General features: G+C 36.9%; 19 protein-coding genes, 1 tRNA gene and 1 pseudogene. 6 read left to right on the forward strand and 15 right to left on the reverse strand.

Translation table 11 applies throughout. From position 1 onward, the window contains the following. Positions 1-50 precede the first annotated feature (50 nt). Positions 51-494, reverse strand: coding sequence for an AbrB family transcriptional regulator (locus WJM97_RS01400; protein ID WP_353931291.1), 444 nt, complete (start codon positions 492-494; stop codon positions 51-53). Positions 495-1,824: 1,330 nt separating this feature from the next. On the opposite strand from WJM97_RS01400, the gene WJM97_RS01405 reads away from it, so the two are divergent. Then, complete coding sequence (locus WJM97_RS01405; RefSeq protein WP_353931292.1) at positions 1,825-2,826, forward strand: succinate dehydrogenase/fumarate reductase iron-sulfur subunit; 1,002 nt, start codon at positions 1,825-1,827, stop codon at positions 2,824-2,826. A gap of 80 nt (positions 2,827-2,906) precedes the next feature. Here the strand turns inward: WJM97_RS01405 and WJM97_RS01410 are convergent, their stop codons facing one another. The 4 genes from WJM97_RS01410 to WJM97_RS01425 all read right to left on the reverse strand — a co-directional run bounded on the left by WJM97_RS01410 (position 2,907) and on the right by WJM97_RS01425 (position 5,405). Next, the gene (locus WJM97_RS01410; RefSeq protein WP_353931293.1) at positions 2,907-3,434 is read right to left on the reverse strand and encodes a Tol biopolymer transporter periplasmic protein; all 528 of its coding nucleotides are present in this window, start codon (positions 3,432-3,434) and stop codon (positions 2,907-2,909) included. Positions 3,435-3,539: 105 nt separating this feature from the next. Further along, positions 3,540-4,094 (reverse strand): hypothetical protein, encoded by a 555-nt coding sequence (locus WJM97_RS01415; RefSeq protein ID WP_353931294.1) that lies wholly within the window; start codon positions 4,092-4,094, stop codon positions 3,540-3,542. A gap of 46 nt (positions 4,095-4,140) precedes the next feature. Further along, the gene (locus tag WJM97_RS01420; RefSeq protein WP_353931295.1) at positions 4,141-5,055 is read right to left on the reverse strand and encodes a Ycf66 family protein; all 915 of its coding nucleotides are present in this window, start codon (positions 5,053-5,055) and stop codon (positions 4,141-4,143) included. Positions 5,056-5,285: 230 nt separating this feature from the next. Continuing rightward, positions 5,286-5,405: a photosystem II reaction center X protein gene (locus tag WJM97_RS01425; protein ID WP_353931296.1), complete on the reverse strand. Its 120-nt coding sequence runs from the start codon at positions 5,403-5,405 to the stop codon at positions 5,286-5,288. 211 nt (positions 5,406-5,616) lie between these two features. Here WJM97_RS01425 and WJM97_RS01430 point away from each other — a divergent pair, with 211 nt between their 5' ends. Further along, on the forward strand, positions 5,617-5,910 hold the full coding sequence (locus tag WJM97_RS01430) for a YggT family protein (RefSeq protein WP_353931297.1): 294 nt from the start codon (positions 5,617-5,619) through the stop codon (positions 5,908-5,910). A 54-nt stretch (positions 5,911-5,964) separates the two neighbouring features. On the opposite strand, the gene accC is transcribed toward WJM97_RS01430, so the two are convergent. Further along, positions 5,965-7,311, reverse strand: a complete 1,347-nt coding sequence (accC, locus tag WJM97_RS01435; protein ID WP_353931298.1) for an acetyl-CoA carboxylase biotin carboxylase subunit — start codon at positions 7,309-7,311, stop codon at positions 5,965-5,967. 267 nt (positions 7,312-7,578) lie between these two features. Here accC and WJM97_RS01440 point away from each other — a divergent pair. After that, positions 7,579-7,659: transfer RNA gene (locus WJM97_RS01440), tRNA-Leu, on the forward strand. Positions 7,660-7,803: 144 nt separating this feature from the next. Here the strand turns inward: WJM97_RS01440 and WJM97_RS01445 are convergent. From WJM97_RS01445 to hemB, 6 genes are all read right to left on the reverse strand, one after another. Continuing rightward, positions 7,804-8,526: a metallophosphatase gene (locus tag WJM97_RS01445; RefSeq protein WP_353931299.1), complete on the reverse strand. Its 723-nt coding sequence runs from the start codon at positions 8,524-8,526 to the stop codon at positions 7,804-7,806. Positions 8,527-8,575: 49 nt separating this feature from the next. Continuing rightward, the gene (locus WJM97_RS01450; protein ID WP_353931300.1) at positions 8,576-9,385 is read right to left on the reverse strand and encodes a metallophosphoesterase family protein; all 810 of its coding nucleotides are present in this window, start codon (positions 9,383-9,385) and stop codon (positions 8,576-8,578) included. Then, the gene (locus WJM97_RS01455) at positions 9,382-10,155 is read right to left on the reverse strand and encodes a GTP-binding protein (RefSeq protein WP_353931301.1); all 774 of its coding nucleotides are present in this window, start codon (positions 10,153-10,155) and stop codon (positions 9,382-9,384) included. Before WJM97_RS01455 ends, WJM97_RS01450 begins: the two co-directional genes overlap by 4 nt. 106 nt (positions 10,156-10,261) lie before the next feature. Continuing rightward, a complete protein-coding gene (gene folE / locus WJM97_RS01460) occupies positions 10,262-10,912 on the reverse strand; it encodes a GTP cyclohydrolase I FolE (protein WP_353931302.1) in 651 nt (216 codons plus the stop codon). 58 nt (positions 10,913-10,970) lie between these two features. Continuing rightward, positions 10,971-11,978: a GTP-binding protein gene (locus WJM97_RS01465; RefSeq protein WP_353931303.1), complete on the reverse strand. Its 1,008-nt coding sequence runs from the start codon at positions 11,976-11,978 to the stop codon at positions 10,971-10,973. A 215-nt stretch (positions 11,979-12,193) separates the two neighbouring features. Continuing rightward, the gene (gene hemB / locus WJM97_RS01470) at positions 12,194-13,117 is read right to left on the reverse strand and encodes a porphobilinogen synthase (protein ID WP_353933081.1); all 924 of its coding nucleotides are present in this window, start codon (positions 13,115-13,117) and stop codon (positions 12,194-12,196) included. 170 nt (positions 13,118-13,287) lie between these two features. Between hemB and WJM97_RS01475 the strand changes: the two are divergent. Both WJM97_RS01475 and WJM97_RS01480 read left to right on the forward strand, forming a co-directional pair. Beyond that, positions 13,288-13,551: pseudogene (locus WJM97_RS01475) on the forward strand (chorismate pyruvate-lyase family protein); the annotation flags it as partial. Between the two features lie 130 nt (positions 13,552-13,681). Further along, a complete protein-coding gene (locus WJM97_RS01480) occupies positions 13,682-15,388 on the forward strand; it encodes a DUF3352 domain-containing protein (protein ID WP_353931304.1) in 1,707 nt (568 codons plus the stop codon). Positions 15,389-15,472: 84 nt separating this feature from the next. Here the strand turns inward: WJM97_RS01480 and glmU are convergent, their stop codons facing one another. Then, positions 15,473-16,828: a bifunctional UDP-N-acetylglucosamine diphosphorylase/glucosamine-1-phosphate N-acetyltransferase GlmU gene (gene glmU, locus WJM97_RS01485; RefSeq protein ID WP_353931305.1), complete on the reverse strand. Its 1,356-nt coding sequence runs from the start codon at positions 16,826-16,828 to the stop codon at positions 15,473-15,475. 71 nt (positions 16,829-16,899) lie between these two features. After that, entirely contained in the window at positions 16,900-17,784 is an 885-nt protein-coding gene (locus WJM97_RS01490) for an MnmC family methyltransferase (RefSeq protein ID WP_353931306.1), read from the reverse strand. Between the two features lie 52 nt (positions 17,785-17,836). Here WJM97_RS01490 and WJM97_RS01495 point away from each other — a divergent pair, with 52 nt between their 5' ends. Beyond that, positions 17,837-18,655: a sulfurtransferase gene (locus WJM97_RS01495; protein WP_353931307.1), complete on the forward strand. Its 819-nt coding sequence runs from the start codon at positions 17,837-17,839 to the stop codon at positions 18,653-18,655. A gap of 58 nt (positions 18,656-18,713) precedes the next feature. On the opposite strand, the gene WJM97_RS01500 is transcribed toward WJM97_RS01495, so the two are convergent. Next, positions 18,714-20,081 carry a hypothetical protein gene (locus WJM97_RS01500; RefSeq protein WP_353931308.1) on the reverse strand — a complete coding sequence of 456 codons (1,368 nt, stop codon included), beginning with the start codon at positions 20,079-20,081 and terminating at the stop codon, positions 18,714-18,716. Positions 20,082-20,226 lie beyond the last annotated feature (145 nt).

The following is a 20,226-nucleotide window of genomic DNA, read 5'->3' on the forward strand; positions in this document are numbered from 1 at the left end:
AAAAGCCAATATACATTTACTGACAACTGACCCCTACTTTTTAGAGAAATTTACTCCTCTTCATTTTCCAAATCAGCTTCATCAGAGTCTAGGTCTGAAGAAGTCAATTTTTTGTCACTTTCACCTAGTTGAATTAAGTGAATATGCTTGTAACCGAGCCGAATTTCAAATTCATCTCCTGGTTTTAAACCCATTGCTTTTGTATAGGTAGCACCAATGACAATTTGACGATTTTGATGAACACTTACCCGATATGTCGGTTCGCGGCCACGTCCATCTTTAGGTGATTCTGGGCTGAGAGGAATACCTCTTGCTGCCAATAAAGCATCATAAAAATCTGTCAGATTAACACGTACCTGTTGATTCTTTGTAACTGTGTAATAGCCACACTGTCTAGCTCTTTCACGACGTGGTAAATGAGAAAGCTCTTTTACTTTATTTAGTAGTGCTTTTCCAGTTAATAGTGGATATTCGGCGGTTGCAGTTTCAGTCATTATGCTCAAAATTTCCTTAATCTCTTCAAGCTGAACATTAATGTAGCCTTACGTTCTGTATCTGACTTTTTAGCCAATTAACAGAGCTACTAAAGACTGTGGGGTGAGGCGTGAATTCCTGCGAATAAGATCAAACCTAGTATCTCCTTCAATGGTTATCCATATTAGATTCAGAGATCCTGGTGATCACAGAAATTTATTCCATTGATTTTACGGTACTTTTAACCATCATTCGCCATGAAAAAAAGGAGTATTTTATCTTTTGGCGCTTTTGTAGTGGTTTATTTTTAAGCAACCTTTACAAATCAGGTTAGTTCTACTCCAAAAAAGTCGTAGATACAATAAATAGCAGGTCTTTCACTTTCGGACTACCCTTTTCTTGTTCTTGATTTGTAGGTTTGTACCCACTCGTCATCCCAAGCTTAGGACAGTATAGTATTTGCTTATGGTCTCACAGACATACACCCTTTTGTCTTGCCATAGAGACTTGAATTTTCATGTCTCTCGATTACGAATCAACAAAGTAGTACCCGTCGTACTTCTACAGCCTTTGGTACTGGTTTTGTGAATTCATAATTTCATATTAAATACTATCATGGATTAATAATAGCAAAATATTTGTTTAATTTAAAATTCAATTTAAAAATATTTTTTTTCTGATCACTGCAAATAGGAAGGTAAAAAGAGCAAGAGATTTTACTCTCCCATGATCGGATCATCACTGTAGAGTCTAGGAGTTGATAAAAATTTATATAATTGAGAGCAACTGTTTTGAGTAGGTTACTTAAAATTAGGTTTTCTTGATTGGAGATCAAAGGAAAAGCTGCTGAGGCTTTTCACCCAGTTTATTGGCAGAAGGTAAAATATCAAAGATGATTACCCAATTTTGCATAGCAGAAGAATTAATTTACCACATCTATCTCCTGCTTAATAGTGATCGCCAGAAAATTATCCTCTGATTTAACACTTCTATATATTTAAGAAATTTTCACTTCGCTATGGCTTGAAGACAGTTTACAAATATGACTAGACTAAAAACTCTGGTTTAATGAAAAAGTCTTTTCGTAACAACGCAGTATGACGTAAATCATAGCGCAGGAGTCAGAAGGAAGACCCGAAAAAGTTGTCATAATCATGGAAAATATGCAAAAGTTTTGGAGTTTTTATCCTATCCCACCTTCTTGAGCAAGTTGGTTGTGAAGATAAATTGCACCAACTGCACATCTGCAACTAGAATTTTAATGGTTATGACCTAGAATTATTAGTGCCTCCAGCCTCAATTTACGACTTCTGGCTCAATTAAAGCAACTTTAGAATTTGGTTAGTGATAATGGAAGTTATTTTTAAGATTATTCGGCAGCAACAAAATTCTACACCTGTTGTCCAAACCTATCCTTTACAGGTAGAACCAGGAAATACAATCCTTGATTGTCTAAATCGAATTAAATGGGAACAGGATGGAACTCTAGCATTTAGGAAAAATTGTCGCAATACCATTTGTGGTAGTTGTTCTATGCGAATTAATGGCCGTTCAGCTTTAGCCTGTAAGGAAAATGTAGGTAGTGAATTAGCCAGATTAGAAAAAATTTCCTCGCCAGAGACAAATCATACCACTGACGAAATCACAATTGCGCCTTTGGGCAATATGCCAGTGATTAAGGATTTAGTTGTGGATATGACCAGTTTTTGGGATAACTTGGAAGCCGTTACACCTTATGTGAGTACAGCAGCAAGACAAGTACCAGAAAGAGAATTTTTGCAAACACCTCAAGAGCGATCGCTCCTCGATCAAACTGGTAATTGTATTATGTGCGGTGCTTGTTATTCAGAATGTAACGCTCGCGAAATCAATCCTAATTTTGTTGGTCCCCATGCTTTAGCTAAAGCCTATCGCATGGTAGCTGATTCCCGTGATAGTGACACAGAAAATCGCTTAGAAACCTACAACGAAGATACTCAGGGAGTTTGGGGTTGTACTCGTTGTTTTTACTGCGACTCAGTTTGTCCCATGGAAGTAGCACCCCTAGAACAAATTACCAAAATTAAACAGGAAATTCTTGACCGCAAACAAGCCAGCGATAGCCGTTCCATTCGTCACCGTAAAGTATTAATAGATTTAGTCAAAGCCGGTGGTTGGATTGATGAACGTCAATTTGGGATTCAGGTAGTTGGTAATTATTTCCGCGACTTAAAAGGATTATTGAGCCTTGCACCTCTGGGTTTACGGATGCTTGTCCGGGGTAAATTTCCCCTCTCCTTTGAACCATCAGAAGGGACTGAGGAAGTGCGATCGCTCATTGAATCAGTTAAACAGGTGACAGATGACAGGTGAGAGGTTACAGGTTACAGGTCACAGTTTTAGAAGAAGGAAAAAAGGGGCAAAAGCCAAGAATTCTTGATTTTGAATTGGTATTACTTTGGTTCTTGGGGGATATTTAATTTCTGACCAAAACGATCATAAAGCAGAATATCCCATTGCCCATTATTATTAAACTCAAATGCAATCCTACTCCCATCAGCACTAATTGTAGGATTGCGGATTTCAGATTGCAAATTAGCAGTTAAATTTCGTGATTGTCGTGTTTCCCTATCATAGAGAAAAATAGCAGGTCGTCCCTGACGACTAGCTGCAAATACAACAAAACGTCCATCTTCACTGACAGAAGGATGGTCAGCAATAGTATCAAAAGAATTTAAACCCGGTAAATCAATTAAATTCCGTGCTACAGAATCAAACATATATATGTCTTGAGTCCCACGACGGTTGGTAGTAAAAACAATATATCTTCCTGAAATTTGCGGATTTAACTCAGAAGCCAAACTGTTGAGACTCCGTCCACTAGCATCGAATGGATAACTTAATATACGCGGATAGCCAAAACAACCACTTAATAAACCTGAGCTTAAAAATAAAAGAATTGATAATTTGTAATTAGTCATTGGTCATTGGGCATCGGGCATTGGTCATTGGTCATTGGGCATTGGGCATTGGGCATTGGGCATTGGGTTATTCATCTTCCCCAGCTTTCCCTGCCTTCTGAATTTTTAATTATTCACCGTTTTACCATCAGGAATATCTAATTCTACAGTTGGACCACGATCTAAAACTTCAATATCCCATCTGCCACGTCTAGCAGACTCAAACACAACATAACGACCATCAGAACTAATATCAGGATTTCTGAGCCAACCACGATAGCTAGGAGTGAGAATTTGGGACTTTTGCAAAGCACGATCATAAAGAGCTACCACAGGTCTACCTTGGTCACTCGTTAAATAACAAAGATAACGACCGGTGTAACTAAGACTAGGACTTTCTGCAATTGTCTCACGCCGATTTAAGCCCGGAGTAGAAATGAAACTTTGAGCTTCCAAATCATACAACAATAACTGTTGATTAGCATTACGATTAGAAACAAAAGCTAAAAAGCGTCCGTTTCCGCTCAAAGCTGGTTGCTCCTCAGTATAACGACTGTTCAGGGAAGAAACCCCAATAGGAATATCACCAGCACCACAGGACACGAGTAAACTAGCAAAACTAAAAATCAGGCTCCAATGAACAGGTTTTTGGAGCCACAAAATCGCCGTAAATTTTCTCACATCAAACGTTTTCCGTCAGCCTTGAAACTACCATCAGCCCAAAGTTTTAAATATCATCAAAGTCATTGGAATTATTAGTATCCTCTGGAGAATTGTCAATTGGTTTATATGGTACATAATCAGTAGGGATAGCCTCATCATCTTCTCTGTTTCTACGAGAAGTCGAATCAGAAGATGGACGGCGTTTTCTGGGTCTTGGAGTTACATCATCCTGGGTACTTTCTGGACGAGAAGGTCTGTTATTACGGCGACGAGGTGATTTTCTGACTTCTTCTTGGGGACTTTCCCAATCATCAACTTCCCTAGAAACAGCACCCCAATTTTCTGATTCAATATTAACATCGGGGCTACTTACGGAACGCCTAGAACTTGTACGTCGTTTCCTTTCTGTGGTTTCTGGTTTTTCTCTGCTAGTACGACGTTCTGTCCGACGAGGGGGTTGTTCTTCATAGTAACTATCGCGATTGGGGCGATCATCTCTACTACCACGAATCCTGGGGCGTGGGGGAATATCTTCTTCTTCGTCTTCGTAATAAGGTAGAGGTTCTAAATCTGCATCCATCTCCGCTTGATAGTTGCGGCGTTCAGAGTAGGAATATTTTCTGCTGACTTCTCGTTCATCATCCACAATGGGAGTGTTACGTTTTGCTTGTTGAGTAGCAATACTCCGTAGACGAATACTTTCCACAGCAAAAAATACTGTAGAACCAACTAACAACAACTGATTAAATTGCAAAATTGGATCAAGTCTCCATCCTTGAAAGATGAGAATAAAACCGCACAGTAAACCCACTGCCGCAAAAAAGATATCTTGATCTCGTGACAGTTCTGGACGTACAGTGCGGAGAAAATACAGTGCTGCCCCAGCTACAGCCAGAAAAATTCCTAGTACACTGGCTGAGTTCGCCCCAAAATTTACCTGAGCCAAAACACTGGCTGAGTTCAGCCCAAAATTAATCATTGCTCTTTTCCTAATATCAAATCTATGTTAGCGAGTCACAATTAAAATCACTATTTTAACTATTGACAATATATTTAAGCTTCAAAGCATCCGGTAAAGAAGCTCTGAAGCTATTTACCATTTTTGGTGATTGGTAGTTGGTGATTGGTAGTTGGTGATTAGTAATTGGTAATTGGTAAAACTTTTACCTGTCACCTGTCACCTGTCACCTGTCACCTGTTTTCTGTAACTTAGTCACGTTGGATTTTATCTTTCTGGCTGATGAAAATCAAACCAACGGTGGCAGGGATAACAACAATCGCAGTACCCCAAAGTAGACTCCAAAGAAAATTTGCTAAAGAGGGTGTCATAGTTTTCAACCTTTTTTTTTACATAGTTCATTTTAATTTTAATGGTGTATCAGTTCCTTGAGAAGCTATGAAAACTTTTCAGTTGCTATTTTCCTGTGAAAGAAATTGACAGCATTTAGTTAAGATAAGAAGGAGAATGCTTTACAAAGCTTAAAATTTTCTAGATTCCACTCCTATTTGTTGATTTTTTTACAGACAGTAAATTAAAGCCATGACTGGTGTTAACTTGACTTCTTGGATTCTTGGCCCCATTTTGGGCGTGATGATTTTCTTGTTTATTTTCCGCATCATTCTCACTTGGTATCCCCAAGCTAATCTTAATCGCTTACCTTTTAGTCTGATTGCTTGGCCAACTGAACCTTTTTTAGTGCTGTTGCGGAAGATAGTACAACCTATTGGCGGCGTTGATATTACCCCCATTATCTGGGTAGGTATTTTGAGTTTAATCAGAGAAATTTTACTAGGCCAGCAAGGATTACTGACCATGATGGCGCGTGTTGGTTAGGGTGTAGGGCGTAGGAAAAGGTTTATAACTCAATCACCAATCACCAATCACCAATCATTGCAATTTCATGTCTTGGACAAAACTGGTGTAAACGTTACCTTGTAAAAACTGGGCGTTTTCCATGATTTTTTGGTGAAATCCAATGGTCGTGGGTAGTCCAGTAATTGCACATTCTCTCAAAGCTCGTTTCATGCGGTTAATAGCTGTGGATCTGTCGGGACCCCAAACAATTAACTTGCCGATCAGGGAATCATAATAAGGGGGAATTTGATAATCTGTGTAAACATGAGAATCAATCCGTACACCAGGGCCTCCAGGTGGAAGATAGCCGCTAATTTTGCCAGGGGAGGGACGAAAATCATGATCTGGGTCTTCGGCATTAATGCGGCATTCAATGGCATGACCTCGTAATATTACTTGGTCTTGGCTTAATTTGAGTCTTTCTCCTTGAGCAATACGGATTTGTTCAACTAACAAGTCAACACCAGTTACCATTTCTGTGACTGGATGCTCAACTTGTATCCTGGTGTTCATTTCCATGAAGTAGAATTGACCGTGTTTGTCTAAAAGAAATTCGATAGTTCCTGCGCCTGTGTAATTGATGAATTGGGCGGCTCGAACTGCTGCTTGTCCCATTTTTTGCCGCAGTTCTTCGTCGAGGGCGGGACTGGGAGCTTCTTCTAATAATTTTTGGTTACGGCGTTGAATTGAACAGTCTCTTTCTCCTAAGTGAATGACGTTACCGTAGGTATCTGCCAAGATTTGAAATTCTATGTGCCGTGGCCGTTCAATGAATTTTTCTATGTAAACGCCGGCGTTACCAAAGGCTGCTCCTGCTTCTCCTTGGGCAGCATGGAATAGTTTGGTAAATTCATCTTGAGAGCGGACAAGCCTCATTCCCCTTCCACCACCACCAGCTGTGGCTTTAATCATAACAGGGTAGCCGATTTCTTTGGCGATCGCTAATCCTTCTATTTCTGTTTCTACTAACCCATCACTACCCGGAACTGTGGGAACTCCAGCTTTTTGCATGGTTTCCTTGGCAGTAGATTTATCCCCCATGAGGCGAATAGCTTCTGGCGTTGGTCCAATAAAAGCAATTTTATGATCTGCACAAATTTCTGCAAATCTGGCATTTTCTGCTAAAAAACCATAACCAGGATGAATAGCCGTCGCGCCACGCGTTAAAGCAGCTGCAATAATGTTAGGAATATTCAGATAACTTTTACTACTAGCTGGCTCACCAATACAAACTGCTTCATCAGCTAGTTGTACGTGCAAAGCATTCCGGTCAACAGTGGAGTGTATGGCAACTGTAGCAATTCCCATTTCTTCACAGGCGCGGAGAATGCGAAGAGCTATTTCTCCCCGATTAGCAATTAAAATTTTGTCAAACTTCATTTTCTAGCTGTGATATTAGTACCAGTAGATTGTCATTCTCTCCCATCTCGTTAAAATAAAGCTGTCGCATTACTGTAAATTCTTGCAAATTTATCAAGAGGCAGAAGAAGATTTATCATCTAATTCCCAATTAATCAATTTTCTACACCCTAAACTCTATTCAGTATTCCCTGATTAAAACATTTGGGAAAAAATTTGTGGGAAAAATTTTCTAAAATCTTTTCCATCATCAAATTTTTATGCTATATTGTTTTCTTAGACAACCGTGCGGATGTGGCGGAATTGGTATACGCGCACGCTTGAGGTGCGTGTGGCTTTGCCTTGCGAGTTCGAGTCTCGCCATCCGCATAAGTTATGTATTAATTTGTGCGGCATCCATTTTATTTTGGCTGCTTCTGAAGGTGTAAGTTGAATCTGGGTTCAGCCTACACCTTATCATTATAAGCATGGTTAAGATTAAATATACTATACTAATAATTAGATTGATCCACACTAATACAATTTAAATCCTTTACTATTACCATAAGTAACTTTCTTAAACTTGACCTGATTACTACCAGGATTATAAATAGTATAAGTAGCTTCACCAGGATTGCGTCCAACATTACCGACTCCAATTATTTGACGGGGTGTAATAGTAGTTGTTTGCGGGGAAATTTGGTGATCAAGAGTGGTAACTTCACTGGTAACAGAACCACCTTGTAATTGATATTGAAAAGTTAAACCAGAACGACCACAAAATAAATTATTGGCTTGCATGCGTGAGAGTCTATCTAACATTTGAATAGGAGGAGTTTCTGGTGTAAGTTCATCGCTGACACCTACAGTTGAACCATGAATCAATAAACAATCTAATTCAAAAAAACCAAAATCTAAATTTCTCAACCATTGAACAGTTTGACGAGAAACAGAATCCCAAAGCATTTTTACAGTATCACCCCCATATTTTGCTAATAAATCAGGAACATTCCCACTAGGACCTAAACCATGTAAATTTAAACATTGTTCTTCCCACCACCCCTTACAAATGATCGGTTGTAATTCACCACGACGGGGAGATTTTACCCTTGCTATTAATTGTTCACATTCTTTGGTGGGTCCAACTAAATCACCCAAAATATATAAAGCATCTACATAACGTTGACGCTTAATATCTGCCATGACAGCTTCGTAAGCTGCTAAATTTCCATCAATTCCACTCAAGATAATCCACATAATTTTCGATAATAATTCAAAATCCAGATTTTATAATTCCCCAATTATCTTACCTTGTACAAACATGAGTAGGGTCATCTGCTTTTTCGGCAAATTCTAAACCTTGTGATAAACGCCAAGCAAAAATTTTAGGTAGTCCTTTTTCAATGATTGCTGCACAGGTTTTTTGATAATTATAAGTAACTTCTCTCAAACTAACTGCTTGAGTTTCATCATCATAAATTACATAGGTTGCATTTGGTCTACCATGTCGAGGTTCTCCTACAGAACCCACGTTAATAATGCGTTTGACGGGAGATGTGAAGCTAATTTCCTGTGATATTGTTTGACTATCAACTGTTGCTTGTATATTACCAGTGTTTAAAGTTCTGACATAGGGTACATGAGTATGTCCACAAAATAGGGTATCTGCACCCGTAGACAGCACCCTTTCTAAAGCTGTAAAGGCATCAATTTCGGGTAATAAATATTCATGATTACTATGGGGACTACCATGTACAAAAGCTAAATTTTTCCATTGTAAACTGTAGGGTAAATTAGCTAAAAATTCACGGTTTTCGGGGTGAACTTCTTGATTAGTCCATTCATGAGCTTGAAGACCTCTTTTTTCTGCTAATAATGAGGGATAACTACAATCACAAGCATTTAACCCTTCTACTATATCTTCATCCCAACAACCAACACAGGTAGGAATATCTAAAGAGCGAATTTGGCTAATAACAGCGTTGGGATGGGGTCCATATCCTACTAAATCACCAACACAAAAAATTTTTTCTGCTTTTTGCTGATCAATGTCTAATAATACAGCATCTAAGGCTTCATAATTACCATGAATACATGATATAACGGCTATTTTCATACTATTTGACCCTCTGATAAAATTTGTTTGACTTGTTGTTGATATTGCAAAATCATGGCTTCAGATAAACAACAATCTGATAATGTTGTTTTTAATGCTGATTCATCTAGGTTTTTACCTGATAATTCTAATCCATTAAAACGGTCTGGTCTACCTTCTAAATATCTAGGTAAATTCAATTCTAGAAAATCTATTTGGGGAGTACCTGCAACAAAATCACAGTAAATGGAACGTCCATCATTGACATCAAATATTCCTTTAGCACGGGTTACTTCTCCATAAGCTCCATGAGTTATTTCATACCAAAATTCTTCTAAACTGGTTTCATCAATAACTTGACCAGTTGTACAAACTCGCCAGATATTTTCTATGGTTTTATGTTCTGCTGGTGTACCATAGATAATTTCATCAGCCCAGATATCATATTCATGGTTTTTATCACCTGGTGCTATGATAGCGATCGCTCGATATTTTAGATTATCTAATATTGATGATACAGATTTTAATTCTAAATAAGAACCTAACTCTAAATATAATCTATCAGCTTCTGGTAGTTGATGAAAAAAATTTAATTCGTCACCATCTCCAAATACATTGATCTCAGGAAATTCCACCTTGATTCTATGTTGATCTATGGTAACATTGCCTGTACCGGGGCTAAAGTAAATTACTTTTTCCTTAGACTTAATATTTCTGATTTCTTCACAGATGTAAGTGGTTTTTCCTACTCCTGAACAGCCAGCAATAGCTGTAATTATTTGCTTATTCATATTGGTAATTGTTGATCAAATAAGTAGGGTGGGGAATGCCCACCTGAGATCAGTTTATGATAACTCGATTGTGTGTTTAATATTCAGACTTTGATCAAAGAGATTATTACCCAAAATATGCTTTATGTCGAATTAAATTCATGAACTCTTCACGGGTTCTTGCATCTTCGGAAAACACACCACGCATTGCACTGGTAACAGTCCAAGAACCAGGTTTTTGTACTCCTCTCATAACCATACACATATGAGTTGCTTCTACTACTACTGCAACACCATGAGGTTTGAGTAAACCTTGGAGTGCATCAGCAATTTGTACAGTCAGACGTTCTTGTACCTGCAAACGTCTTGCATACATTTCACAAATGCGGGCAATTTTTGATAAACCAATGACTTTACCATTAGGAATATAAGCTACATGAGCGCGGCCAATGATTGGTAATATGTGATGCTCACAGGAACTAAAAATATCAATGTCTCGCACTAACACCATTTCATTCGCATTTTCTGTAAACACTGCTCCATTGAGCAATTCATCTAAGGATTCATGATATCCTTTGGTCAGAAATTGTAAGGCTTTAACCACTCTTTTAGGGGTATTTTGTAATCCTTCCCGATCAGGATTTTCTCCTAGTCCAATCAGCAATTTTCTCACAGCTTGCATCATTTCTGCTTCTGTGACTTTTGGTTGTTGCTGAGTAGATATAAATGACAAATCTTGAGGATTAGAATTTAGATCAGGTCGGGTTGATAAAGTCATTGTTTTTGGTTGAATAAATTATTGATGGATAAATTTTGTGATATTTATTGATGCTTATTCAGCATAATAAACAATTATTGAGGTTTGTGTAAATTTCCTCTTTTTCTAAGTTTTTACCAATAAACACTATCTGATTTTTGGGTGGTGTTGGCCATTCATCAGCGTGTAAGCTGTAGCGTGGTCCACTCAGTTGGAAAATGTGGCGCAGTTCACTATCACTAAACCATAAAATCCCCTTGGATCTGAATACTGTTTGGGGCATTTTTTCCGTGAGAAAAGTTTCAAATTTATGCACGTTAAATGGTCTATCTGCTTGGAAAGATATGGATATAAAACCATCATTCTCTAAATGGGGAGAGTGATGATCATGATGATGGTGTTCGTGATTTTCTTCTATATGATTGGAGATATATTCATTTTCTGGTGTGAGATTGACGCTTAAAATTAATGGTAAGGGAACTTGACCATATTGAGTATGTAAAATTCTGGCTGCACTTTTCACATCATAGATAAAGTTTTCTACTGATTTAATTTTTTCTGGTGTCACTAAGTCGGTTTTGTTCAGTAGAATCATATCGCCGTAGGTAATTTGTTGTAAAGCTGCGTCACTTTCAAAATGATCTTCATTAAATGTTTCGGTATCTACTACGGTGATGATTGAATCTAGGGTGGTTAAGTCTTTTAATTCTGTTCCTAGAAAGGTTAAAACTATTGGTAGTGGGTCAGCAACTCCAGTGGTTTCAATGACTAAATAATCTATTTTTTCTTCTCTTTCTAAAATTCGATAGACTGCATCAACTAAACCATCATTGATAGTGCAGCATATACAGCCATTGCTAAGTTCTACCATGTCTTGATCTACGGTTACTAGCAATTGGCTGTCAATATTAATATCACCAAATTCATTGACGAGAACTGCTACTTTTAAATCTTGTTTATTTTGCAGAATTTGATTGAGAAGTGTGGTTTTTCCACTGCCTAAAAATCCGGTGATGATTGTGACTGGCATTCCTTGTTTGGGAATTTCCATGACTGGGTTTGTAGTGGGTAATGTTAATTGAGTCATGATTTTTCTTATGGTTGATTCATCTATAATGATAATCATTATCAATATAGCACACAAAATTTTTCAGGACAAAAATTATCTGGGACTTATGCACTGTAAAAATTAATTATGGTATGAGTTCACCCCTCCCCATAAACATGGGGGTCTAAGAATGGCTCTATTTCCCCTTTTTCAAGGGGGACTAAGGGGGGAGCAGTATTGGGTAGGTATCTAAGTCACATCAGCATCAAAGCCACCTCTTTAGCAAAGTAAGTGAGAATTAAATCTGCACCAGCCCGCTTCATACTGATTAATGATTCTAAAATCACCTTTTTCTCATCTATCCAGCCATTGGCAGCAGCAGCCTTGATCATCGCATACTCACCGCTAACGTTGTATGCTGCAACTGGTAAATTTGTATTTTGTTTAACTTGATGAATGATATCTAAATAAGCTAGGGCAGGTTTAACCATGACAATATCTGCACCTTCAGCAATATCTAATTCAACTTCTTTTAAAGCCTCTTTACTATTCCCCGCATCCATTTGATAGGTTTTTTTATCACCAAATTTGGGGGCTGAGTCTAAAGCATCCCGAAATGGACCATAGTAAGCTGAGGCATATTTAGCAGAGTATGCCAAAATACCAACATTAATATAACCTTGATTGTCTAAAGCTTGACGAATTGCCCCTACTCTACCATCCATCATGTCAGAGGGAGCAACAAAATCAGCGCCGGCATGAGCCTGAGACAGTGCCATTTTGGCTAATATTTCCACGGTGGGATCATTTAAAACAGAACCGTTTTCATCCACTAAACCATCATGACCGTGTGTTGTGAAGGGATCAAGGGCAACATCAGTAATAATGATGATTTCGGGAACGGCTTTTTTAATAGCTTTAACTGCTGTTTGTACCAAGCCTTCTGGGTTATAGCTTTCTGTACCAGTTTCGTCTTTTTGGTGTTCTGGGATAACTGGGAAAAGTGCAATAGCATTAATTCCCACCTGCGAAACTTCCGCTATTTCTTTCAGCAACAGGTCTAGAGAATAGCGATAACATCCCGGCATGGAAGGGATTTCTACTTTTTGCCCTTCCCCACTCATGACAAACATGGGATAGATCAAATCATCTACCGTTAGGTTTGTTTCTCTAACCATGTTCCGTAAGGTTTCAGTGCGACGCAGACGACGGGGACGTTGTAGGATATTCACTAGTTTTCTAGAGTTTTATCAGACAGCATACATATTTTACAATAATGATAATCGTTCTTGCCAAATATGAGCATCCAATTTTCATCCCCATCTTCTCTGATTGTGCTTTCATAGAAATAGATGAAGTTTTGCAAAATCGTTCTTTACCGATTTGGGCAAGTTTGGCGCGTATACGTACAGAGTTGTATAGAGATATTCGCCGTATTTATTGTGGTCATTCAGAAGCTTTAGAATTGGGATTTGAGCAAGCTGAACCATTTTGGGGTCGTCATTATTTGTTTTGGCATCATGGGCAGCCTCTCACCTTAATTTATGAAGTTTTTTCACCTTATTTGACCAAATATTTAGGTCAAACCCAGTTCAATGGCAATAGTAAGTAGACAGAGGTTAATGTTAAAAATTTTAAAGATGTGAAGACTTTTTCACTTAATAGACATTAAACCATTCACAACTAATGAATTAAACTAATGATTTGATCTTTGCCAACATTATTAGCAACCATATATTGTCATGACACTACCTATTGTGTCTAGTCTAATGAAGAAAAAAAAGCAACCATCTTTGGTGCTAACACTTTCAGTTGCGGGATTATTAATTGGAGTCGGAAGTGCTGCTTACTGGTTTTTTACTCAAGGACAGCCATTTTCTAGAAATTTACCAGTAGGTGCAAATATTATTCCTCAAGATGCTTTACTGACAATTTCCGTAACTACAGATAATCAAGAATGGGGAAAATTAAGGGAGTTGGGAACAGTAGCAACTCAAAGAGAAATAGAAAAAAATTTAACACAATTGCAAAAACGCTTTCTTACTAATAATGGTTACAATTTTGAGAAAGACATTAAACCATGGGTGGGAGATGAAGTCACAATTGCTGTTTTACCTCGTGCTATAGTTAATGATACTTCACAACCAAAATCAACTGACCAGAATATTTATAAACAGTCAATGATAATGGTTTTACCTATTAAAAAACCAGAAGTGGCTAATAGTGCTTTTATGCAAAATAAATTACAAAATCAAGGTAAATTGGTAGAGCATAAGTATCAAGGAATTACTATTACACAAAAACAAGGAAACCCTGGAGAAAAACTATCTGCGGCTGTAATTAATCAGCAATTTATGTTAATTACAGATGATATTAAAACTATGGAAAGAACTATTAATAGTTTTAAAAATCAAACATCTTTGTCAAGGTTGACAGGTTTTGCAGAAAATTTTTCTAAAATTAGTAATTATAAACCTTTTGCTCAGTTTTATATCAATGTACCAACTGCTGCTAAAATAGCGGCTCAAACTCCTAACCGAGCTTTACCAAATCAGGTACTAACACAACTTCAAAATAATCAAGGTCTGGCGGGAAATATCACCCTAGAACCACAGGGAATTAGGTTAAAAGGTGTTTCTTGGTTAAATTCTCATAGTCGGCGGGTTTTGGCGGTAGAAAATAAGGCTGGAAGTATGCAAAATCGTCTTCCTAGAGAAACTTTGATGATGTTTTCTGGTAGTAATTTAAATCATTTTTGGACAGATTACATTTCTACTTCTAAGGGAAATCCTTTAGCACCTTTCAACCCGGAGGAATTGAAAAAGAGTGTTAAATCTTTGATCAATTTGGACTTGGAGCAAGATTTACTCAGTTGGATGACTGGAGAATTTTCTATTGCAGTAATTCCTAATAGTTCAAATGATGCGACACCAGATAATTTTCGAGTGGGTTTGGTATTTATGATCAAGGCTGGTAATCCTCAAGGGGAAAGACGTAAATTGGCAGAAACTACTTTGGAAAAGCTAGATAATGTAGTTAAGAACCAATATCAATTTAAAGTAGAATCTGCTACTGTCGTTGGTAAATCTGTTGTTAATTGGATTTCACCTTTCGGGACTTTAACTGCTACTCATGGTTGGTTAGATGAAGAGTTACTTTTCTTCGTTTTAGGCGCTCCGATTACTGAAAAAATTATTACTAAACCTAATCAGACATTGGCTAGTAATTTTCTGTTTCAACAAACTGTTCCTCAAGAATTAAATCCTGCTAATAGTTTGTTTTTCTTGGATATGGAAAGGGTTGTGAATAATTTTAGTTTCAATAGAGGACTTTCTAATCAACAAGCTTTTTTGTCTGCTATAAAGACAGTTGGTGTAAAAACTGCTGTTAAAGATAATCGTAGTCAGCAGTATGATGTTGTTTTAAAGCTGAAAAAAGTTAAGAATTAACAATTAACAATTAATAATTCAGAAGTTAGGAGTAGTAAGGAAGAATTTAAGTTTTACCTATTCCCTCCTTCATGAATTATTTGATTAATTTTCAGTTTTTCTTTTCCAACCTGGTTTAATAACTTGACGACTTCTAGCAATGACTAAAGCATTATTTTCTACATCTTCTGTGACTGTTGAACCCGCAGCGATATAAACATCATTTCCTATCGTAATCGGTGCGACTAAAACACTATTAGATCCGGTTTTTGTGCGATCGCCTATTCTGGTTCTATGTTTTTTCACACCGTCATAATTAGCGGTAATTGTTCCTGCACCGACGTTAACTTGAGTTCCCGCAGTTGTATCACCTAAATAGGAAAGGTGTGCTACGTTTGTGCGATCGCCTAATTGACTATTTTTCAACTCTACAAAATTACCTATTCTACAACCAGAACCAACTTCTACATGGCCGCGTAAATGTGCATAGGGTCCTATTCTTGTTCCTGTTTCTACAAAACTATCTGTAATTACAGAATATTGCACAGTGACATTTTCAGCCAATTGACTATTTTCAATTAAACTTCCAGGTCCAATATGACAACCTGATTTAATCATTGTTTTACCTCGTAAATGGGTTTGAGGTTCAATAATTACATCTGGTTCTAATTCTACGGTTTCATCAATGGTAATACTGGCAGGATCATTCATTGTTACTCCTGCTAATAACCATTTTTCTTTGATTCTATTTTGGAGAATATCGTTAGCGTTAGCTAATTGTAATCTATCATTAATTCCCAAAATTTCTTGGTCATCTTCCACATCTACAGCCATGACTTTACCTACTTGGGTAACAGCATCAGTGAGATAATATTCTTTTTGAGCATTATCATTTTTTAAATGTGGTAAAATCTTGGCTAAATCAGACCAACGGAAACAGTAAATACCAGCATTTACACGATTATTTTCTCTCTGTTCGGGAGTACAATCTTTATCCTCAACCATTTCCTGTACAACATTATCACTATCACAAAAAACTCTACCGTAACCCTGGGGATTTGCTAAACTTGCGGTGAGAATTGTACAGGAATTTTGATTGTCTTTATGAATTCGCAAAAGATTATTTAAAGTTTCTGTTCTTAATAAAGGTACATCACCATTGAGGATTAATAAATCTCCATTGTATGCTTGTAAATGGGGAAGTAATTGTTGAATCGCATGACCTGTACCTAATTGTGAAGTCTGTTCTACAAATTCTAGTTCTGAAACATGATCTAAAGCAGTTTTTACTTCTTCTGATTTATATCCAACAATTACTAATTTTCGGGAAGGTGAAAATGGTTCAACACTTTTAATCACGCGTTCAACTAAGGATTTTCCACCCAAAGAATGTAATACTTTAGGTAGATTAGATTTCATTCTTGTGCCTTTTCCTGCGGCGAGAATTGCTACAACAACCATAATTAACTATCAGTAAATTTCAATGATCAATGTTTTTAGTATTTTTCCGATTCAGTTTCAAATCATATCAGTTAATTCCACCTTTTTTTCCATTGAGATGTAATTTCTAAAGCTGATGCTTGTTGTTCTTTTTGTCTTCGCATCACTATTATTTCAGCAGTATCACTTAATTGAGGATCACGATAAGGAACAGCAGCACGAGTTTGTAAATGTTCTATTTCCGCTGGAGAAAGAGGATAGGTATCTATAATTTCTTTCTCTCTATGTTTTGGATATGCGGCTATTGTACCAGGAGTACGTCTACCTACGGGTGTGGTAGAACCTATCACTAACCCAGCATTTACAAGTGCGGTGCGGACAGAAGCAGCACAGGAATAGGTTGCTAGTAAACCGTTTTCATGTAAACATAAAATTAAATTTTGGATAAATTCTATTGTCCACAATTGTGGACATTGAGGATGTGAAAAGGGATCAAGAAAAATAGCATCTGCCAAAAAACCAGATTCTCGTACTTTCTGAATTGTTTTTCTTGCATCACCTATTAATAATTTGGCTTGGAGGCGATCGCTTTGGTAATTGTGTTTAAAAGCTAGTGCAGTTAAAATTTTTATATACTCGTCATTCCAACCATTAAATATATCTTGATTCACCGCAGCTTTCGGGACTTCTGGATTTATTTCTAAACCTATGACTTCAACTAGACAATGAGGATTTTTTTGCCAAATCACCTCTAAAGCTGCCGCAGTATTGTATCCTAGACCATAACAAACATCTAAAATTCTGACTTGACCTTGTTTAGCTACTTGCTGTACTTGGGTAGGGATGACAAATTTTTGATAACTTTCTTGTTTTGCTCCATAATTACTATGAAAAGCTTCATTAAATTCTGAAGAAAAGAAAGTGAAAGAACCATCTTTAGTAGGATGGAGTATCAACTCATTTCTATCTAATGTCATTTCTTCCTGTTTCTATTTTAGATCTTTTACCGTTTACTATTAAAATTCAATCATGACTAATCATAAATTTTTTGTTTCTTCTCAATGGCTATCTGAACATCTGCATGATTCCCACGTTGTAATTATTGATTGTCGTTTTTCTCTAGCTGATCCACAATTAGGACTTAACCAATATAAAATCAGTCATATTCCTGGTGCTTATTATTTAGACTTAAATCAAGATTTATCTAGTCCTGTCAAAGAACATGGAGGAAGACATCCATTACCTGATATTAACGATTTAGCTAATAAATTAGCAAACATTGGTGTTGATTTCCAAAAAACTTTGGTGGTTGCTTATGACGATTCACGGTTTGCATTTGCATCTCGTTTGTGGTGGTTATTAAATTATTTAGGACATGATCAAGTAGTTGTTTTAGATGGTGGTTTTGCAGGTTGGCAAAAAGCTGCTTATCCTGTTTCTGATATCATTACTGAGTCAAAAATCGGCAGTTTTCACCCACAATTAAAACCTGAAAAAGTTGTAGATTTTAATTATGTGAAAAATTCAAAAGACAGTCCAGATATGCTTTTGGTTGATTCTAGAGAAGGCGATCGCTATCGTGGAGAACGAGAACCCATTGATAAAATTGCCGGTCATATCCCCGGCGCTGTCAACTATCCTTGGACAGAAGTAACTGATAATTCTGGTTTTTTACTTCCTCAATCAGAACAACTCCAAAGATGGGGAAAAATAGCAGCAAGTAAAGAAATTATAGTCTATTGTGGTTCAGGTGTGACAGCTTGTGTAAATCTACTTTCTTTAGCAATAGCTGGAATTTCTACAGGTAAACTTTATGCTGGTAGTTGGAGTGATTGGATAAGTCATTAGTAATAGGGAATAGGGAATAGGGAATAGGCAATAATAACAAAACTAATGACTCATAAAGTTAAAATCTACCAAGTTCAAAACCATAATTGACACTAAAAAACCACCCAGAAAAGTCAATATCCGGGGTGGTAGAACCACCCAAATTAAACCCACCTTGCAGGTAAACATTACTTGTGTCAGAAGTACGATAATTTAAATGTCCATATATTCTATGAAATTGATCTTCTCTTTCCTGTTCAGTAAAATCTGATAAGTTAAACTGGTAATTTAACCCTACTTCTAAAGGCTTTTGTACAGCATAACTCAAAGAAACCCACAGCGAATTAACTATCCTACTTCTTCTTTCTGGTCTAGAAAAATTGGCACTAAGTTCATAAAAACTATCTAACGTTAACTTATCTGTGAGATTATCTCTTCTCCCTAAAGATAATCTGACTGAGTCTTCATCTAAAAACCGATCTCCCGCTGCAAAAAAATCGCCATTTCTAGCATAAAACAACCTTTGATTACTAAAGTTTAATTCCGCATACATTTCTGGGGAAATTTGTTGATAAATTCCTAAATTAAATCTTAACTGGTTGTAATCAAACTTTGATTGATCAATATAACGAATTAATGAACCATCAATTGATCCGTTCAAATAGGTACTAGACGTGATGGGAAAATAAGCTGATGCTAGTGTTAACCCTGTATAAAATAACCCATCTTCAATCTTGTTATCATTGCTAGAAAAAATATTACTGCTATGGAAATAACCCGCATAACCCCTTAAATAACCTATCGGTTGAAACTGTTCTGGGGGTTTTTCCTGTGACGGAAATGGTAGTTCTTCTGCTGGCCTAGGCCTTACCCTTAATCTCAATTCCTGTTCTTCGTTAGGATCTAAGGGAGGTTGTTCTTCTTCTGATACTTGCTGTGTCAGTTTTTGTAAGTTCTCGGAACTCTCTACTATATTTGTTGGTTCATCCAGCAACTGCGCTGCTGATTGAGAAACTAATGGATAAATTTCACCCGGATGAGCTTTAACCTTAGCTATGTTAGTATTGTTTTGAGTGTTATTAAATGCTTCTGTTTCCTCTTTGTCAATTTTATGAATGAGAGGTTCTAAATGGCTAGGTAATTCTAAGTATACTAATTCCGGTTGAGGGTTATTCTTGGATGTTTTTTGTACTACTTTGTTCGTAACAGAGGATTCACGTAAGTGAGTATTTTTTGACTCACTATTTTGAGTAGTAGATTTTGTTAAAGTCAAATAAATGAGATTAAGACTTGAATCTTCTTGCGAAATTTTTGCATCTGGTGTATTTGCTAAAGAAGGTTTGATTTCTCTGTAACACCATTGGCCAGTGCTGGAAATTAACAAAATCAGTGTCAACCAAAACTCTTTTTTTATTTTGGCTTGTATGTATGATGATTTTAATTGCATTAGCAAAAGTTAGATATTGGTAAGAAAAAATATTGTAATTGATTTAATCCTATACAAAGTTTATACTAATATTTGCGTTCATCACATAGAGTTTACCAAGAAATCAGTAAGTCTGACTATATATTAAATCATTATGTAAGCCTAC

Source organism: Okeanomitos corallinicola TIOX110, from assembly GCF_038050375.1.
In the GTDB taxonomy this organism is placed as follows: domain Bacteria; phylum Cyanobacteriota; class Cyanobacteriia; order Cyanobacteriales; family Nostocaceae; genus Okeanomitos; species Okeanomitos corallinicola.

Excerpts from the sequence above, each read along its gene's own strand:
- WJM97_RS01400 (WP_353931291.1), bottom strand. The coding sequence starts at position 494 with ATGACTGAAACTGCAACCGCCGAATATCCACTATTAACTGGAAAAGCA.
- WJM97_RS01405 (WP_353931292.1), top strand. The coding sequence starts at position 1,825 with ATGGAAGTTATTTTTAAGATTATTCGGCAGCAACAAAATTCTACACCT.
- WJM97_RS01410 (WP_353931293.1), bottom strand. The coding sequence starts at position 3,434 with ATGACTAATTACAAATTATCAATTCTTTTATTTTTAAGCTCAGGTTTA.
- WJM97_RS01420 (WP_353931295.1), bottom strand. The coding sequence starts at position 5,055 with ATGATTAATTTTGGGCTGAACTCAGCCAGTGTTTTGGCTCAGGTAAAT.
- WJM97_RS01425 (WP_353931296.1), bottom strand. The coding sequence starts at position 5,405 with ATGACACCCTCTTTAGCAAATTTTCTTTGGAGTCTACTTTGGGGTACT.
- WJM97_RS01430 (WP_353931297.1), top strand. The coding sequence starts at position 5,617 with ATGACTGGTGTTAACTTGACTTCTTGGATTCTTGGCCCCATTTTGGGC.
- accC (WP_353931298.1), bottom strand. The coding sequence starts at position 7,311 with ATGAAGTTTGACAAAATTTTAATTGCTAATCGGGGAGAAATAGCTCTT.
- WJM97_RS01445 (WP_353931299.1), bottom strand. The coding sequence starts at position 8,526 with ATGTGGATTATCTTGAGTGGAATTGATGGAAATTTAGCAGCTTACGAA.
- WJM97_RS01450 (WP_353931300.1), bottom strand. The coding sequence starts at position 9,385 with ATGAAAATAGCCGTTATATCATGTATTCATGGTAATTATGAAGCCTTA.
- WJM97_RS01455 (WP_353931301.1), bottom strand. The coding sequence starts at position 10,155 with ATGAATAAGCAAATAATTACAGCTATTGCTGGCTGTTCAGGAGTAGGA.
- folE (WP_353931302.1), bottom strand. The coding sequence starts at position 10,912 with ATGACTTTATCAACCCGACCTGATCTAAATTCTAATCCTCAAGATTTG.
- WJM97_RS01465 (WP_353931303.1), bottom strand. The coding sequence starts at position 11,978 with ATGACTCAATTAACATTACCCACTACAAACCCAGTCATGGAAATTCCC.
- hemB (WP_353933081.1), bottom strand. The coding sequence starts at position 13,117 with ATGGTTAGAGAAACAAACCTAACGGTAGATGATTTGATCTATCCCATG.
- WJM97_RS01480 (WP_353931304.1), top strand. The coding sequence starts at position 13,682 with ATGACACTACCTATTGTGTCTAGTCTAATGAAGAAAAAAAAGCAACCA.
- glmU (WP_353931305.1), bottom strand. The coding sequence starts at position 16,828 with ATGGTTGTTGTAGCAATTCTCGCCGCAGGAAAAGGCACAAGAATGAAA.
- WJM97_RS01490 (WP_353931306.1), bottom strand. The coding sequence starts at position 17,784 with ATGACATTAGATAGAAATGAGTTGATACTCCATCCTACTAAAGATGGT.
- WJM97_RS01495 (WP_353931307.1), top strand. The coding sequence starts at position 17,837 with ATGACTAATCATAAATTTTTTGTTTCTTCTCAATGGCTATCTGAACAT.
- WJM97_RS01500 (WP_353931308.1), bottom strand. The coding sequence starts at position 20,081 with ATGCAATTAAAATCATCATACATACAAGCCAAAATAAAAAAAGAGTTT.